This is a genomic window from Hydrocarboniphaga daqingensis (genome assembly GCF_900129825.1).
In the GTDB taxonomy this organism is placed as follows: domain Bacteria; phylum Pseudomonadota; class Gammaproteobacteria; order Nevskiales; family Nevskiaceae; genus Hydrocarboniphaga; species Hydrocarboniphaga daqingensis.
Genome location: NZ_FQWZ01000001.1, coordinates 115,348 through 132,439, shown reverse-complemented (window position 1 = coordinate 132,439; position 17,092 = coordinate 115,348). Strand labels below are relative to the sequence as shown.

Here is a 17,092-nt window from a genome sequence, read left to right as displayed (position 1 = left end):
CTGCGTGACGATCGTGTTACGCGCTGACCGTTCGTTCAGCGGTCGCGCCGTTCTCGGCGTAGCGCTCCGGTTCGACATGGATCGTTGCCGCGACCGGACCGTAGCGCTCGGTCAGCAATCGCTCGATTTCCTCGGTCATCCGGTGCGAGGTCTCCACATCGCGGACCGTGGTGATCAGGTGCATCTCGACGAAAGCCTGACGCCCGACCAGACCGCGCGAGGCCACCGCGTGGCAATCCACGACACCTTCGACTGACAGTGCGATCTGCTGGATCTCGTCGGGTGCAATCGCCGCCTCGTCCAGCAGCCAGGGCAGATTGCTGCGGACCACGGCCCAGCCGCTGGCGATCACCGCGATCGCGACCGGTATCGCCAGCACCACATCCAGCCACCACCAGCCCAGCAGCCAGATGCCGAGGCTGCCGGCGATCACGCCGAGCGTGATCCAGATGTCGCCGAAGGTCTGCGCCGCGTCCGCCAGCAGCAGTTTGCTGTGCAGCCGCAGACCGGCCCGCCGTTCGAACCAGGCGACCCCGATATTGACCAGCAACACGATGCCCATCAGGCCGATCGCCGTGACGTTCATGGTCACGTGACCCCGATCGCCGTCGATGAGCCGCATCACGGCGGGCTTGACCACCTCGAAGCAGGCAATGCCGAGCATCGCGGCGATCCCCAGCGCACCGATCGCCTCGAACTTGAGATGGCCATAAGGGTGTTCGCGGTCGGGCGGGGGGGCTGACCAGCGCATGACCACCAGACCCATCACGTTGTTGAGGCTGTCGGTGAGGCTGTGAATGGCGTCGGCCATGATCGCCAGCGAGCCGGTCCATAGCCCCACGATCAGCTTCAGCAGGCAGACGCCGATGTTCAGCGCCAGCGTTCCCCACAACACGCGCCGCACGCTGCGGGCGTACTGGTCGGGGTCTGCAGGGGGATGGGCCGCCACGGATCGGGTATTCATCCAGCGATGGTCGTTGATTGCCGGCAGCGCGCCAAGCGGGTGCGGGTAGGGGCGTTCCGCATCCAAGCGTCTTCAAACAGGGGTCAACGTCGCCGATCGAAAATTCGGTGAGCCCTTATCCAAAACTCGACACGCTCGTTTGGAGTAGGTCGCGATATACTCCGCGGGATAAACGACGCCCGTCCGTGCTGCGGCGACATGAGGACCAGCGTCGAATGCAGCCTTGGCGCTGCAACAGGCCGGCAGTGGGATGCCGGTTCCTGCACAAGAGACGCATCCGGCGACTTCGGTCGTCATTTGATACTTATCGAGACTCATCTATCGGGATCTCCGGCAACGTGGCCGGACGGTCGGTAGGTGATCAGGAGAGGCTGAGCCGATGACGACATCGCCTGAATTCTGGTCGATCGCGGTCTATATCGTGGCCGTACTGGGCCTGTGCACCGTGATGCTCGGTCTGTCTGCGCTGCTCGGTGGCCGCAGCGGCGCCCGGGCCCGTAACGAGCCGTTCGAGTCCGGCGTTGTATCCGCCTCGCCCGAGAATCTGCGCCTGTCCGCCAAGTTCTATCTGGTGGCGGTGTTCTTCGTGATCTTCGACGTCGAAGCCCTGTTTCTTTACGCCTGGGCCGTGTCGGTGCGCGAGTCGGGCTGGGTCGGGTTCGTTGAAGCGGCCGTTTTCATCTTCATACTGCTGGCGAGCCTGGTGTACCTGGCGCGCATCGGTGCCCTCGACTGGGCTCCGGCCTCCCGCAAAAAGCGGCAGGCCTTGCAGGTCCATCCCAAAAACCAAGGCGGGGCGAGCGTTTAACGCGACAGCGTTCCCTTTCGATCTGCCAGCCAGAGGCCAGCCATGGAATACACCCTCACCCGCATCGACCCGAATCGTCCCACCGGCGTGTCGCCGCTGACCAAGGACTACACGCGCCGCGAGCCCGGCGATGTATTCACTGAAGAGCAGGTCAAACGCAATGTGCTGACCGCCAAGCTGTCGGACTTGGTCAACTGGGGTCGCAAAAACTCGATCTGGCCGTACAACTTCGGCCTGTCGTGCTGCTACGTCGAAATGGCCACCGCGTTCACGCCGACGCATGACTTGGCCCGCTTCGGCGCCGAAGTCATCCGCGCTTCACCGCGACAGGCCGACCTGATGGTCATCGCCGGCACCTGCTTCGTGAAGATGGCGCCGGTCGTGCAGCGGCTCTATGAGCAGCTGCTGGAGCCGCGTTGGGTGATCTCGATGGGCTCATGCGCGAACTCGGGTGGCATGTACGACATCTATTCCGTCGTGCAGGGCGTCGACAAGTTTTTGCCAGTCGATCTGTACGTGCCCGGTTGCCCGCCGCGCCCCGAGGCCTTCCTGCAAGGGCTGATGATGTTGCAGGACTCGATCGGCAAGGAGCAGCGTCCGCTGTCGTGGGTTGTCGGTGATCAGGGCATCTACAAGGCCAACATGCCGGCCGAACGAGACCGCAAGCAAGCCGAGCGCAACGCCCAGACGATCCTGCGCTCGCCTGACTTCCTGGATGGGTCGAACTGATGGCTGACGGAACGCCGCTGACCCTGCCGGAGGTCGTGCGCGATCTGTTCGCGCGTTTCGGCGACAACACCTTCACGCTGCAGACCACGGTCGACGGCATGCCGACGCTGTGGCTGCCGGCCGATCGGCTCCACGAAGTGCTGCGCTTCCTCAAGAACGAGATCGCGCGGCCTTTCAAGATGCTGTACGACCTGACGGCCGTCGACGAGCGCCTGCGCAAACACCGCGCCGGCCTACCGCCCGCTGATTTCACGGTCGTCTACCAGTTGCTGTCGATCGAGCGCAACGCCGATATCCGGCTCAAAGTGGCGCTGATCGGCGAGTTTCCGTCGCTGAAGTCGATCGTCCCGATCTACGCCAATGCCAATTGGTACGAGCGCGAAGTCTGGGACATGTTCGGCATCGTGTTCGACGGGCATCCGCATTTGCGACGCATCCTGCTGCCGCCGAGCTGGGAAGGGCATCCGCTGCGCAAGGAATACAACGCACGCGCCACCGAGTTCGACCCGTACCAGCTTGATGCGCTGCGTCAGGATCAGGAGCAGGAAGCGCTGCGCTTCCAGCCTGAAGACTGGGGCATGAGCCGCAGTGCCAGCGATCACGACTTCATGTTCCTGAACCTGGGACCGAACCATCCTTCGGCCCACGGCGCGTTTCGTATCGTGCTGCAGCTCGACGGCGAAGAAGTCGTCGACTGCGTTCCGGACATCGGCTACCACCATCGTGGCGCCGAAAAGATGGGCGAGCGCCAGAGCTGGCACACCTACATTCCGTACACCGACCGCATCGACTATCTCGGCGGGGTGATGAACAACCTGCCGTACGTGATGGCGCTCGAGAAGATCGCCGGCATCAAGGTGCCGGCGCGCGTCGAGACCATCCGCGTGATGCTGTGCGAGTTCTTCCGCATCACCTCGCATCTGCTGTTCTACGGCACCTACGCGCAGGACGTCGGCGCGATGTCGCCGGTGTTCTTCATGTTCGTCGACCGCCAGAAAGCCTACGACGTCATCGAAAGCATCACCGGCTTCCGCATGCACCCGGCTTGGTTCCGTATCGGCGGCTTGGCGCATGACCTGCCGCGCGGCTGGGAGGTCAAGGTTCGCGAGTTCCTCGACTGGATGCCGAAGCGTCTCGACGAATATCGCAAGGCCGCGTTGCAGAACTCGATCCTGATCTCGCGTTCGCGTGGTGTGGCGGCCTATGACACGGCCGCAGCGCTCGAGTGGGGCGTGACCGGCCCGGGCTTGCGCGCCACCGGCTGCAACTACGACCTGCGCAAGGCGCGGCCGTATTCCGGTTACGAGAACTTCGAGTTCGAAGTGCCGGTCGGCGACAAGGGCGACGTCTACGAGCGCGCCTTGATGCGCGAAGAAGAAATCCGCCAGTCGCTGCGCATCATCGAGCAGTGCTTGAACAACATGCCGTCGGGCTCGTACAAGGCCGACCATCCGCTGACGACGCCGCCACCGAAGGAACGCACGCTCAAGGACATCGAAACGCTGATCACGCACTTCCTCGGCGTGTCTTGGGGGCCGATCATGCCGGCGGGTGAAACCTCGCAGATGATCGAGGCTACCAAGGGCATCAACAGCTACTACCTGACCAGCGATGCGAACACGATGAGCTATCGAACCCGCATCCGCACGCCCAGCTTTGCGCATCTGCAGCAGATTCCGAGCGCGATTCGCGGCCAGATGGTGCCCGACTTGATCGCGTATATCGCCTCGATCGACTTCGTGATGGCCGACGTGGACCGTTGATATGACCGAAACCATCGTAAAACTGGCCGATCTGGTCAAACCCGCTGCCGTTGCGGCGCCGTTCGTACTCAGCGACGAAGAGCGCCACGAGATCGAACACGAGCTGTCCCACTATCCCGATTCGCGTGCGGCCAGCATCGAAGCGCTGAAGATCGTGCAGAAACACCGCGGCTGGGTGTCGGACGAGGCGATCCCGGTGATCGCGGCGGCCATCAACATTTCCGCGGCCGATCTGGAAGGCGTGGCGACGTTCTACAACCTGATCTTCCGGCGTCCGGTCGGACGCCACGTGATCAAGGTCTGCGACAGCATTTCCTGCCACCTGACCGGCTACGAGGAACTGCGCGACGGCTTGATCGAGCACTTGGGCGTGCGCCTCGGCGGTACGACACCGGACAACCGTTTCACGCTGCTGCCGATCTGCTGCCTTGGTGCCTGCGATCGCGGCGCGACCCTGATGATTGACGACGATCTGCATGGCCCGGTGGAGCCGGCACAGATCAAGGCATTGCTGGAGGCGTACCCATGAGCTTGCGTAGCGCGGCGGACCCTCATTATCAGCGTCCGCTGACCCGTTTGATCGATCGTGCGGCCGGTCCGCTCGATCTGCCCGGCTTCGAAGCTGAAAACGGCTATTCGAGCCTGAAGAAATCGGTTCGCGAATACACGCCGCAACAAATCCAGGCGATCGTCAAAGACGCCAACCTGCGCGGCCGTGGCGGCGCGGGCTTCCCCGCGGGTGTCAAATGGTCGCTGGTGCCGATGGGCCCCGACGCGGGTGAGAAGTACCTCGTCTGCAATGCCGACGAGATGGAGCCGGGCACGTTCAAAGACCGCTTGCTGATGGAGCAGGCGCCGCATCAGCTGATCGAGGCGATGATTCTGGTCGGCTATGCGATTCAGGCCACGCGCGGCTATATCTTTCTGCGCGGCGAATACATCGTCGCCGCTGATCGTCTGAACAAGGCGCTGGCCGAGGCGCGTGCCGCCGGCTACGTCGGCAAGAACGTGCTCGGCAGCGAGTGGAGCTTCGAGCTGTTCGTCCACACCGGTGCGGGTCGCTATATCTGCGGCGAAGAAACGGCGCTGATCAACTCGCTGGAAGGCCGCCGCGCCAACCCGCGCGCCAAGCCGCCGTTCCCGCAGATTGCCGGCTTGTGGGGTCGGCCGACCGTGGTCAACAACGTCGAAACGCTGATGAATGTGCCGCACATCGTGTTGAACGGTGCGGACTGGTTCAAGGGCTTGAGCCAGGGCAAGAGCAAGGACGCCGGCACCAAGATGTATGGCTGCTCGGGCCGTGCCAACAAAACGGGCACTTGGGAGTTGCCGATCGGCACGACTGCGCGCGAACTGCTCGAAGTGCACGCCGGTGGCATGCGCGATGGCAAGAAGCTCAAGGCGTGGTTGCCGGGCGGCGCGTCGACCGACTTCCTGCTGCCGGAGCATCTGGACCTGGCGATGGACTTCGACACCATCGCCAAAGCCGGCTCGCGCATGGGCACCGGTCTGATCGCGGTCGTCGCCGAAGACCAGAGCATGGTTTCGGCCGTGCGTAATCTGGAAGAGTTCTTCGCGCGCGAATCCTGCGGCTGGTGTACGCCGTGCCGCGACGGTCTGCCGTGGAGCGTCAAGATCCTGCGCGCATTTGAAGCCGGCCAGGGCCAAGCCGAAGACCTCGACGTGCTGGCCAAGCTGACCAAATGGCTGGGTCCCGGCAAGACGTTCTGCGCACATGCACCGGGTGCGATGGAGCCGCTGCAATCGGCTCTGAAGTACTTCCGACACGAATTCGAAGCGGGCTTGGCGAAGCCCGCCAAGGCCGCCTGAGGCACACCCATGGCAACCATTCACGTAGACGGCAAGCAGTACGAGGTCGACGGGTCCGACAACCTGTTGCAGGCCTGCTTGTCGCTGGGTCTCGACATCCCTTATTTCTGCTGGCACCCGGCGCTCGGCAGCGTCGGCGCCTGCCGTCAATGCGCGGTCAAGCAATACGCCGACGAGAACGACAAGCGCGGCCGTATCGTGATGTCGTGCATGACGCCGGCGTCGAACAACACCTACATCGCGATCGATGACGCCGAGGCCAAGGAATTCCGCGAGGCCATCGTCAGCTTCCTGATGACCAACCACCCGCACGACTGCCCGGTCTGTGAAGAAGGTGGGCACTGTCACCTGCAGGACATGACGGTGATGACCGGCCATCACAGCCGGCAATATCACTTCACCAAGCGCACGCACTTGAACCAGGACCTCGGTCCGTTCATCGCGCACGAGATGAACCGCTGCATTTCCTGCTATCGCTGCGTGCGCTATTACAAGGACTACGCAGGCGGTAACGATCTGGGCGTGTTCGGCACGGCCAGCAATGTGTACTTCGGCCGCGAGCGGCCCGGCACGTTGCAGAACGAGTTCTCCGGCAATCTGGCCGAGGTCTGCCCGACCGGCGTTTTCACCGACAAAACCCACTCGGATCGCTACGTGCGCAAGTGGGACATGCAGTTTGCGCCGAGCATCTGCACGGGCTGCGCGGTCGGCTGCAACATCTCGCCGGGCGAGCGCTACGGCGAAGTGCGTCGTATCGAGAATCGCTATCACGGTGAGCTCAACGGCTACTTCCTGTGCGACCGCGGCCGCTTCGGCTACGGCCACGTCAACCGCAAGGACCGTCCGCGCAAGGCGCAGATCAAGCGCGCCGGCCAGTTCGTCACGGTCGAAGCCGACGAGGCGCTGAGCCAAGTGCAGTCGCTGCTTCGCGCCGGCCGGCCGGTGCTCGGCATCGGTTCGCCGCGTGCCAGCCTCGAAGCCAACGTGATGTTGCGGACGCTGGTCGGTGCAGCGAACTTCAGCAGCGGCATGAGCGAGCTGGACGCAGCCTTGACCGCTGCCGTTCTGAAGGTGCTGCGCGACGGTGAAGTGCCGGTTGCCACGATCCGCCAGATCGAAGACGCGGACGCCGTGCTGGTGCTCGGCGAAGACGTGCTCGCGACCGCGCCGCGCGTTGCGCTGGCGCTGCGTCAGGCTGCGCGCGGTCGCGCCTTGCAGATGGCGCGCGACAAGCGCGTACCGGACTGGCAGGCCTATTCGGCCGCTGACATTGCCCAGCACGAGCTGAACCCGATGTATGTCGTGACGCCGTCGGCGACGCGCCTGGACGATACCGCGCGCCGTGGGCTGCGCTTGGCGCCGGACGAGATTGCAACGCTTGGCTTTGCGATCGCGCACGAGATCGATGCCGCCGCGCCGGTACCGGCCAAGCTGTCGGCCGAACTCAAGGCCGTGGCTGCCGAAATCGCGGCCGCGCTGCGTGCTGCCGGCAAGCCGCTGGTTGTGTCGGGCACCGCCAATGGTTCGCTCGCGGTGATCCAGGCCGCTGCCAACATCGCCACCGCTTTGCATCGTCAGAACAGCGCGACGCTGATCAGCCTGGCCGTTGCCGAGGCCAACAGCCTTGGCGTGGCGCTGCTGGAAGCGCCGAGCGTCGACGCTGCGATCGAACGCGTTGCGGGCCAGAACGCCGTCGTCGTCGTGCTCGAAAATGACCTCGATTGGCGCCTGCCGGCGTCGGCCGTCGCCAAGCTGTCGGCGTCCACGCTGATCGTGATCGACCAGCAGATGACGGCCACCGCGCAGCGTGCTGATGTGGTGCTGCCGGCCGCGAGCTTCGCCGAAGGCGACGGCACGATGGTCAACTTCGAGGGCAGGGCTCAGCGCTACTTCCAGAACTTTGACCCGGCGTACTACGACCGCCACGTCGACACCAGCGAAAGCTGGCGCTGGATCGACCGCATCCGCGGTGGTGAAACCGCTGGCGAGAATCTCGACGCCGTGCTCGCCGAATGCGAGGCGCAAGTGCCTCAGCTGCGCGGTATCGCCAACGCAGCGCCCAATGCCAGCTTCCGCATCCAGGGCATGAAGATCAACCGTGCGCCGCCGCGCCAGTCGGGCCGCACGGCGGCCCGCGCCAAGGTGTTCGTGCACGAGCCGCGTTCGACCCAGGACGCCGATACGGCGATGTCGTTCTCGATGGAAGGCTACAACGGCGTCGGCAGCCAGGATCGTCCCTCGGGTCTGGTTCCCTACGCTTGGGCCCCGGGCTGGAACAGCCCGCAGGCATGGAACAAGTTCCAGGCCGAAGTCGGCGGTGCAATGAAGGGCGGCGACTCCGGCGTGTTCCTGTTCCGCAGCCATGCCAGCGCGGCCGGTTACTACGCCGCCGACGTTGCAGCGCCCGCCAGCGGCCTAGCGTTCCAGCCCCTGTGGCGCCACTTCGGTTCGGACGAGCTGTCGAGTCTGGCCGAGCCGATTCAGCAGCGCATGACGCCGGCGACGGTGACGCTGTCGGTGGCCGATTCGCAGCGCCTCGGCATCGAACACGCCAGCCAGGCCACGGTCCGCGTCGGTGACGCCACGCTGACGCTGCCGGTCAAAGTCCGGATCGACTTTCCGATCGGCCTGGTCGGCGTTCCGGTCGGCGCTGGCGGTCTGCCCGCGTCCTACGCCGGCGCCACGGTCACCATCGCCAAGGAGGCGTGATGCTCGAGCCGATACAAGCGCTGCTGACGCCGGCCGTACTCGGCGCGATCTGGGCCGCGGCCAAGGCGGTCATCATCCTGCTGACGCTGGTGTTATCAGCGGCCTACATGATCTGGCTCGAGCGCCGGCTGCTGGCGTTGTGGCAGGACCGCTATGGTCCGAACCGGATCGGGCCGTTCGGCTTGGGCCAGGTGATTGCCGACATGATCAAGATCTTCTTCAAGGAAGACTGGACGCCGCCGTTCGTCGACAAGTTCACGTTCATCCTGGCGCCGTTCATCGCGATGTCGCTGATGATGCTGGCGTTCGCACTGATTCCGATCACGCCGAACTGGGGTGTGTTCGCGCCGGACATCGGCATGCTGCTGTTCTTCGCGATTGCCGGCCTTGCCGTCTACGCGGTGATGCTCGGCGGCTGGTCGTCCAACAGCAAATACGCTTTGCTCGGCGGCCTGCGTTCGACGGCGCAGACGATCAGCTACGAAGTGTTCATGGGCGTGTCGCTGATGGGCGTCGTGATCCAGGCTGGCACGTTCAACCTGCGCGAGATCGTGCTCTACCAGGAACAGCACCTGTGGTTCGTGCTACCGCAGTTCTTCGGCTTTCTGGTCTGGTGCCTGGCCGGCGTCGCGGTCACGCACCGTACGCCGTTCGACTTGCCCGAAGCCGAATCGGAGCTGGCGGCCGGCTATCACACCGAGTATTCGGGCATGAAGTTCGGCATGTTCTTCGTCGGTGAGTACGTCGGCATCGTGATGGTGTCGGGGCTGACCACGGCGCTGTTCTTCGGTGGCTGGGACGCGCCGTTCAGCAGCGTGTTTCCCGCGCTCAAGACCGTGCCCTTCCTGTGGTTCGCGATCAAGTGCTTCCTGTTCATGTCGTCCTTCATCCTGCTGCGCGCCGCGCTGCCGCGTCCGCGCTATGACCACATGATGTCGTTCGCCTGGAAGATCTGCCTGCCGTTGTCGCTGGTGAACATGCTCGTCACGGCCGGCTTCGTACTCTGGGCGGGGAATTAATCCAATGAGCCAGACTGTTGCCATCCTGCATGGCATTTGGACCCAGCTGCGGTCGATCGGCATGATCTTCATGCACTCGTTCCGCCCGCGCGACGTGATCGCCTATCCGGAGGTCAAGCCGCCGGTGCCGCCGCGTTATCGCGGCCGCATCGTGCTGACGCGCGATCCTGACGGCGACGAACGCTGCGTGGCCTGCAATCTCTGCGCGGTCGCCTGTCCGGTCGGCTGCATTTCGTTGCAGAAGGCCGAGCGCCCCGAAGATGGCCGCTGGTATCCGGAGTTCTTCCGGATCAACTTCTCGCGCTGCATCTTCTGCGGTCTGTGCGAAGAAGCCTGCCCGACCACAGCGATCCAGCTGACGCCGGACTACGAGCTGTGCGAGTACGACCGTCAGAATCTGGTCTACGAGAAAGAGCATCTGATGATCTCGGGCACCGGCAAGTATCACGACTACAACTTCTATCGCGTCGCCGGCATGGCGGTCGCGGGCAAGGCTAAGGGCGAGGCTTTGAACGAAGTTGCGCCCGTCGACGTCAAGTCGCTGCTGCCGTAACGCAACGGAACCGCACATGGTCGAATTCGCTTTCTATGTGGCCGGCACGGTCGCGCTGTTCTCGACGGTGATGGTCGTCGTCAACACGCATCCGGTGCACGCGCTGCTGTACATGGTGCTGTCGCTGCTGTCGGTGGCGATGGTGTTCTTTACGCTCGGCGCACCGTTTGCCGGCGCGCTCGAAGTCGTCGTTTACGCGGGCGCGATCATGGTGCTGTTCGTGTTCGTCGTGATGATGCTCAACCTCGGTGCCAAGACCGTGGCCCAGGAGCGCAGCTGGCTGACCGCCTCGGGTTGGGTCGGGCCATTGGTGCTGTCGGCGATCCTGCTCGTGCAGCTGTTGCTGGTGCTGGAGCCGTTGCAGACGACGGCGCCGATCGGCACCACGGTCATCGATGCCAAACAGGTGGGTATCGCCTTGTTCGGACCGTATCTGCTGGCGGTCGAGCTGGCCTCGACGTTGTTGCTGGCCGGCCTCGTGGCCGCCTACCACCTGGGACGACAAGACGACTGATGACTTCCATGCCCGCCATCCCGATGGAGCACGGCCTGCTGCTGGCCATGGCTCTGTTCGCCGTCGGTTTCGGGGGACTGATCGTCCGCCGCAACATCCTGTTCATGCTGCTGTCGGTCGAGATCATGATGAACGCGACCGCGTTGGCCTTCGTCGTCGCCGGCAGTCGCTGGCTGCAGGCCGACGGACAGGTGATGTTCGTCATGGTGCTGACGCTGGCTGCCGCAGAAGCCTGCGTGGCATTGGCGCTGGTGATTCAGCTGTACCGCCGCTTCCGCACGCTGGACGTGGACGCCGCCAGTTCGATGAAGGGATGAGCCCGGCATGATCAGCTATCTGCCCTTGGTCTTCGTTTTTCCGCTGATTGGCTTTTTGATTCTGGCGTTCGGTCGAGGCCGGCTGTCAGAGAATCTGGCGGCCATCGTCGGCGTTGGTAGCGTCGGCCTGTCGGCTGCGACGACCGCTTACGTCGGTTACGACTTCCTGACGCATCTGCCGGCGAGCGGCGCCTACGTCGTTCCGTTGTGGACGTGGATGAGCGTCGGCACCTTCAACGTCGAATTCGCGCTCAAGCTCGACGGGCTGTCGCTGACGATGCTGTCGGTGATCACCGGCGTCGGCTTTCTGATTCACTTGTTCGCGTCGTGGTACATGCGCGGCGACGACGGCTACGGCCGCTTCTTGTCGTACATGAACCTGTTCGTCGCCAGCATGCTGTTCCTGGTGCTCGGCGATGACCTGCTGTTTCTGTACTTCGGCTGGGAAGGCGTCGGCTTGTGCAGCTACTTGCTGATCGGCTTCTGGTACAAGGACGCGGCCAACGGCGCCGCCGCACGCAAGGCCTTCGTGATCACGCGTGTCGGCGACACGTTCATGGCGATTGCGCTGTTCATCCTGTACCGCGAGTTCGGTACGTTGAACATCGACGAGCTGCAGCGCCTGGCGCCACAGGCTTGGGCCGTCGGTGCGCCGCTGGCGACCGCAACCGCGATGCTGTTGCTCGGCGGTGCCGTCGGCAAGTCCGCGCAGTTGCCGCTGCAGACCTGGCTGCCGGATGCAATGGCCGGCCCGACGCCGGTTTCCGCGCTGATTCACGCGGCGACGATGGTCACCGCTGGCGTCTATCTGATTGCGCGTACGCATGTGCTGTTCGAGTTGTCGCCAGTGGCGATGCAGTGGGTCGGCGGCATTGGTGCCGTCACGCTGCTGCTGGCCGGCTTTACGGCGCTGATGCAGACCGACATCAAGAAGATCCTGGCCTATTCGACGATGAGCCAGATCGGCTACATGTTTTTGGCGGAAGGCGCCGGCGCCTACCAGCCGGCCGTGTTCCACTTGATGACGCATGCCTTTTTCAAGGCGCTGCTGTTCTTGTCGTCCGGCTCGGTGATCCTCGCGATGCACCACGAGCAGGACATCTTCAAGATGGGCGGCTTGTACAAGAAGATTCCGTTCGTGTTCGCGTGCATGTTGATCGGCACGCTTGCGTTGACGGCGTTCCCGTTCACGTCGGGCTACTTCTCGAAGGACGAGATCCTGCATCAGGCGTATCTGACAGGCCACTACGAACTGTGGGCGGCCGGTCTGTTTGGCGCGTTCCTGACCGCGGTCTACAGCTTCCGCCTGATCTTCATCACGTTCTTCGGTCCGGAGCGCTGGCGTCAGGCACAAGCCCATGGGCACGGTCACGGCCATGACGACCACGGTCATGGCGCGGGTGAGCCGCACGGTGCGCACACGCTCGATCACCACATCCCGCTGGCGATTCTGCTGGTGTTGGCAGTGGTCGGCGGCTACATCCACCTGCCGCTGTCGGCGGTGCTGCCCGAAGCTCACATTGCCGGTGGCGATCACGGCCCTGCCTACATCGCGCATCTGCCGTTCGTTGCGTCGATGGCCGGTCTGGTCGTGTCTTGGCTGTTGTTCCTCCAGTTCCCGCAGGTTCCAGCGGCACTGGCGCGTGGTGCCGCAACGGCCTGGATCGGCAAGCTGTGGAAGAACGCCTGGGGCTTCGACTGGCTCTACGATGCGCTGTTCAAGGCGCCGTTCGTTTGGGCAGCCCGTATCAACCGCAACGACTTCATCGATGGCCTGATCGGCCTGATTCCCGCCGGTCTGCGCGGGGCCGCTTCGCTGGCGACTGCAACCCAAACCGGTGGCTTGCGCTGGTACGCCGCCGTAGCAGGCGCCGGGCTGTGCCTGCTGATCGCCGTTGTCGCACTCCACTGAGAACCTAGACCGATGATTCTCGTCTGGCTGATTTTGATTCCGTTCATCGGCGGCCTGCTGAGCTGGCAGGCCGAACGCTACTCGCGTGGCCTACCGCGCTGGATCGCCTTGCTGACGATGGCCGGCGTACTCGGCACCTCGATCTGGTTGTGGGCCACCGGCGACTATTCGATCACCGGCACCGGCTTCGCGGCTGCGGCCGGGCAAACGCCGTCGTGGACGATCGAATTCCAGGCGCAGTGGATTCCCAGCATCGGCGCCAGCTTCCACTTGGGGCTCGACGGTCTGTCGCTGCTGCTGGTGGTGTTGACCAATCTGATCGGCGTGCTGGCCATCGCCTGCTCTTGGAAGGAAATCGAGCGCAACGTCGGCTTCTTCCACTTGAACCTGCTGTGGAACCTGGGCGGCGTCGTCGGCATATTCCTGGCGCTGGATATGTTCCTGTTCTTCTTCTTCTGGGAAATGATGCTGGTGCCGATGTTCTTCCTGATCGCGCTGTGGGGGCACAACATCCCCGGCGGCAAGGGCAGGGTCTACGCGGCGATCAAGTTCTTCATCTACACCCAGGCCAGCGGCTTCCTGATGCTGGTCAGCATTCTGGCCATGGTGTTCCTGCACCAGCAGGCCACCGGCAAGCTGTCTTTCGACTACCACGACCTGCTGAACACGCCGATGGGCGCGCAAGTCGAGTGGTGGCTGATGCTCGGATTCTTCGGCGCCTTCGCGGTCAAGATGCCGGTCGTGCCGTTCCACACGTGGCTGCCCGATGCCCACGGTCAGGCACCGACCGCGGGTTCGGTCGACCTTGCCGGCATCCTGCTGAAGACCGCGGCCTACGGCTTGCTGCGCTTCGGCATTCCGTTCTTTCCGCATGCATCGGCGGCTTTTGCTCCGGTGGCGATGTGGCTTGGCGTGGTCGGCATCATCTACGGCGCCGTCGTTGCGTTCTCGCAGACCGACATCAAGCGCTTCGTTGCCTACACCAGCATCAGCCACATGGGCTTCATCGTGATCGGCATCTATGCCGGCACCGAGCAGGCGCTGCAGGGCGTCGTCGTGCAGATGATTGCCCATGGCTTGTCGGCCGGCGCGCTGTTCATCTTGTGCGGTGAAATCTACGAGCGTCTGCACACCCGCGATATCAGCAAGATGGGCGGGCTGTGGTCGCGCTTCCCGAATCTTCCGCCGATCATGCTGTTCTTCAGCGCCGCATCGTTGGGGCTACCGGGGCTTGGCAACTTCGTCGGTGAATTCCTGATCCTGGTCGGTAGCTTCGATGCCGCGCCGGTGGTCACGATCATCGCCGCGAGCGGCCTGATCCTGGCCGCGGTTTATTCGCTGTACTTGGTGCAGCGCGCGCTGCACGGTGCGCCGCAGCCGCTGCCCGAGGGCGTGCAGTTGAACAAGCAGGGTCTGCTCAAAGACCTGTCGAAGCGCGAGTTGGTGATGATGTTGTCGCTGATGGCGCTGCTGATGGGCTTGGGCTTGTACCCGCAGATCGTCATGGACACGGCCAAGGCGCCGGTCCAGGCCGTGCAAACCATCTACAAGGCTGCGACGACGCCGAGCGTCGTCGCCGTGACCGGAGCCAATCCATGACCTCGGTGCAGCTCTGGGCACTGTTGCCGCTGTTGATCGCCACCGCGAGCATCGTCGCGACGATGTTGGCGATCGCGGTGTACCGCCACCATCGCTTCTGCGCCAGTGTCACCGTCGGCGGTATGAACCTGGCGTTGATCGCGGTCGTTTATGACCTGATTACCGGCGACAACCTCGCTGTGCCGGTCACCGGTTTGATGACGGTTGATGCCGCCGCTCGTTTCGGGATGGTGCTGATCCTGGTCACGACGCTGGGCGTGCTGACGCTGTGCCACGCCTACTTCGAAGGCTACAAGCGCAATCGGGAAGAGATCTATCTGCTGATCGGCTTGGGCACGCTTGGCGCGCTGACGCTGGCATGCGCGACCCACACGGCGACGCTGCTGGTGGGCATCGAATTGCTGTCGCTGCCGATGGTGGCGGGCGTCGCGTATTCGATGGACGAGCGGCGCGCGATCGAAGGTGGCATTAAGTATCTGATCCTGTCGGCAGCCGCGTCGGCCGCGCTGTTCTTCGGCGTTGCGCTGATCTACGCGCACATCGGTTCGCTGGACTTGTCGGCGATGTCGCAAGCGCTGTCGGCTGCCAGCCTCGACCAGCCGCTGGTGCTGGCCGGTGCGGCGATGATGATCGCAGGCCTCGGCTTCAAGCTGTCGCTGGTTCCGTTTCATCAGTGGACGCCCGACGTCTACGAGTCAGCGCCCACGCCGATCACGGCCTATCTGGCGACCGTGTCCAAGCTCGGCGTTTTTGTTGTCGTGCTGCGCTTGTTCCACTACGGCAGCAGCCCGATTTCGCCGTTGATTCTGACCGCGCTGGTTGGCCTGGCGGTGGCCTCGATGCTGGTCGGCAGCTTACTCGCACTGCGGCAGAACAACCTCAAGCGTCTGCTGGCGTACTCGTCGATTGCCCATTTCGGTTACCTGACCATCGTGCTGGCCGTTCCGGGTGACGAGTCGCTGCGTGCGGCTGGCGTCTACTTGGCCACTTATTTGGTGACCTCGCTTGGCGTGTTCGGCGTGATGGCGTTGGTATCGAGCCCGATGGGCGAACGCGACGCCGAGCACATCGATGATTATCGCGGTCTGTTCTGGCGTCGCCCGTACCTGACCTCGATCCTGACCGCGATGCTGCTGTCGCTCGCCGGCATCCCGCTGACCGCCGGCTTCATCGGTAAATTTGCGGTCATTTCGGCGGGCGTCGGTGCGGCGCAGTGGCTGCTCGTCGGCAGCTTGATCGTCAGCAGCGCGATCAGCATCTACTACTACCTGCGCATCGTCAGCGCACTGTTCAGCGCCGTTGCGGCAGGGTCCGAGCGGGTTAGCGAGCCGATGGGCTGGGCGCAGTCGTTCGGTGGTTTGATGCTCGTCGTGGCGATGATCGTGATGCTGTGGCTGGGCGTCTATCCGCAGCCGCTGTACCTACTCAGCGGCCAGCTCGCCCAACACTGATGGCAAGTGCCCGGGTTGCCGCGCTGGACTCACGCGAGGCCAGCGCGCTGGCCGGTATCCTGCGCGAGCTCGATGTACCGCCTTATCTGGCCGTTTGGCTCGAGCCAGCAATCCGCCTGACGCTGATCGTTATCGTCTGGTACGGCCTGCACCGCCTTGTGCGGTTGCTGGTACGAAGGCTCGAACAGCGCCTGCTCGATACGGCCGACCTCAAGACCGAGTCGCAATTCGACGTCCGCAAGCGCGTCGGCACATTGGTCAGCCTGCTCAAGCAGGTCGTCAACATTTTCTTGTTCGTCATTCTGGCGCTGGTGCTGCTGATGCAGCTTGGCGTGCAGGTGGGCCCGCTGATCGCCGGTGCCGGCATCATCGGTGTCGCCGTCGGCTTCGGTGCCCAGTACCTGGTTCGCGACATCATCACCGGTTTTTTCATGGTGCTGGAGAATCAGATTCGGGTGGGCGACGTGGTCACGATCAACGGCACCAGCGGCTTGGTCGAAGTGCTGACGCTGCGTACCGTCGTGCTGCGTGACGGCACCGGCACCGTCCATGTGTTTCCGCATGGCGTCGTGACCACGCTGAGCAACGCGACTCGCGACTGGTCGGCGTACATCTTCAATCTGCAGGTTGCGTATCGTCAGGACACCGATGTCGCAGTGCAGGCGATACGCGATGTCTTTGCCGAGTTGGGCCGCGATCCCGTCGTCGGTGCCAATATCGTCGCCGATGTCGAAATCTGGGGTGTCGACAAGCTCGATGGGACGGCGGCAACGATACAGGGGCGCATCAAGACCCGGCCGGGCGTTCAATCCGACGTCGGGCGCGCGTTCCTGCGGCGCATCAAACAGGTGTTCATCGAGCGGGGTATCGAGATGCCCGGTCCGCCGCCCGCGACATCCCCGCTACCGCCACGCTAAGGCTGTC

Annotated in this window: 15 protein-coding genes; 14 read left to right on the top strand and 1 reads right to left on the bottom strand. The window is 63.7% G+C overall.

Annotated elements, in window-relative coordinates:
- Positions 1-16: 16 nt before the first annotated feature.
- On the bottom strand, positions 17-964 hold the full coding sequence (locus BUB09_RS00570; protein WP_072893926.1) for a cation diffusion facilitator family transporter: 948 nt from the start codon (positions 962-964) through the stop codon (positions 17-19).
- A gap of 379 nt (positions 965-1,343) precedes the next feature.
- Between BUB09_RS00570 and ndhC the strand changes: the two genes are divergently transcribed.
- The 14 genes from ndhC to BUB09_RS00500 are packed head-to-tail and all read left to right on the top strand — an operon-like array spanning position 1,344 to position 17,085.
- Positions 1,344-1,772: an NADH-quinone oxidoreductase subunit A gene (gene ndhC, locus BUB09_RS00565; protein WP_072892795.1), complete on the top strand. Its 429-nt coding sequence runs from the start codon at positions 1,344-1,346 to the stop codon at positions 1,770-1,772.
- Between the two features lie 42 nt (positions 1,773-1,814).
- Positions 1,815-2,501, top strand: a complete 687-nt coding sequence (locus tag BUB09_RS00560) for a NuoB/complex I 20 kDa subunit family protein (protein ID WP_072892794.1) — start codon at positions 1,815-1,817, stop codon at positions 2,499-2,501.
- A complete protein-coding gene (gene nuoC / locus BUB09_RS00555) occupies positions 2,501-4,264 on the top strand; it encodes an NADH-quinone oxidoreductase subunit C/D (protein ID WP_072892792.1) in 1,764 nt (587 codons plus the stop codon). The genes BUB09_RS00560 and nuoC overlap by 1 nt, the downstream gene beginning before the upstream one ends.
- 1 nt (position 4,265) lies before the next feature.
- The gene (nuoE, locus tag BUB09_RS00550; RefSeq protein ID WP_072892790.1) at positions 4,266-4,793 is read left to right on the top strand and encodes an NADH-quinone oxidoreductase subunit NuoE; all 528 of its coding nucleotides are present in this window, start codon (positions 4,266-4,268) and stop codon (positions 4,791-4,793) included.
- Entirely contained in the window at positions 4,790-6,094 is a 1,305-nt protein-coding gene (nuoF, locus tag BUB09_RS00545; RefSeq protein ID WP_072892789.1) for an NADH-quinone oxidoreductase subunit NuoF, read from the top strand. Before nuoE ends, nuoF begins: the two co-directional genes overlap by 4 nt.
- A 9-nt stretch (positions 6,095-6,103) precedes the next feature.
- The gene (gene nuoG, locus BUB09_RS00540) at positions 6,104-8,803 is read left to right on the top strand and encodes an NADH-quinone oxidoreductase subunit NuoG (RefSeq protein ID WP_072892787.1); all 2,700 of its coding nucleotides are present in this window, start codon (positions 6,104-6,106) and stop codon (positions 8,801-8,803) included.
- Positions 8,803-9,822 (top strand): NADH-quinone oxidoreductase subunit NuoH, encoded by a 1,020-nt coding sequence (gene nuoH / locus BUB09_RS00535; RefSeq protein WP_072892784.1) that lies wholly within the window; start codon positions 8,803-8,805, stop codon positions 9,820-9,822. Before nuoG ends, nuoH begins: the two co-directional genes overlap by 1 nt.
- Before the next feature lie 4 nt (positions 9,823-9,826).
- A complete protein-coding gene (nuoI, locus tag BUB09_RS00530) occupies positions 9,827-10,375 on the top strand; it encodes an NADH-quinone oxidoreductase subunit NuoI (RefSeq protein ID WP_072892778.1) in 549 nt (182 codons plus the stop codon).
- A gap of 16 nt (positions 10,376-10,391) precedes the next feature.
- On the top strand, positions 10,392-10,889 hold the full coding sequence (gene nuoJ / locus BUB09_RS00525; RefSeq protein ID WP_072892776.1) for an NADH-quinone oxidoreductase subunit J: 498 nt from the start codon (positions 10,392-10,394) through the stop codon (positions 10,887-10,889).
- An 8-nt stretch (positions 10,890-10,897) separates the two neighbouring features.
- On the top strand, positions 10,898-11,206 hold the full coding sequence (nuoK, locus tag BUB09_RS00520; RefSeq protein WP_072892775.1) for an NADH-quinone oxidoreductase subunit NuoK: 309 nt from the start codon (positions 10,898-10,900) through the stop codon (positions 11,204-11,206).
- Between the two features lie 10 nt (positions 11,207-11,216).
- Positions 11,217-13,118, top strand: a complete 1,902-nt coding sequence (gene nuoL, locus BUB09_RS00515) for an NADH-quinone oxidoreductase subunit L (RefSeq protein ID WP_072893923.1) — start codon at positions 11,217-11,219, stop codon at positions 13,116-13,118.
- 12 nt (positions 13,119-13,130) lie between these two features.
- Entirely contained in the window at positions 13,131-14,717 is a 1,587-nt protein-coding gene (nuoM, locus tag BUB09_RS00510) for an NADH-quinone oxidoreductase subunit M (protein ID WP_072892773.1), read from the top strand.
- Positions 14,714-16,168, top strand: coding sequence for an NADH-quinone oxidoreductase subunit NuoN (nuoN, locus tag BUB09_RS00505; RefSeq protein WP_072892771.1), 1,455 nt, complete (start codon positions 14,714-14,716; stop codon positions 16,166-16,168). The genes nuoM and nuoN overlap by 4 nt, the downstream gene beginning before the upstream one ends.
- Positions 16,168-17,085 carry a mechanosensitive ion channel family protein gene (locus tag BUB09_RS00500; protein ID WP_072892770.1) on the top strand — a complete coding sequence of 306 codons (918 nt, stop codon included), beginning with the start codon at positions 16,168-16,170 and terminating at the stop codon, positions 17,083-17,085. The genes nuoN and BUB09_RS00500 overlap by 1 nt, the downstream gene beginning before the upstream one ends.
- Positions 17,086-17,092 lie beyond the last annotated feature (7 nt).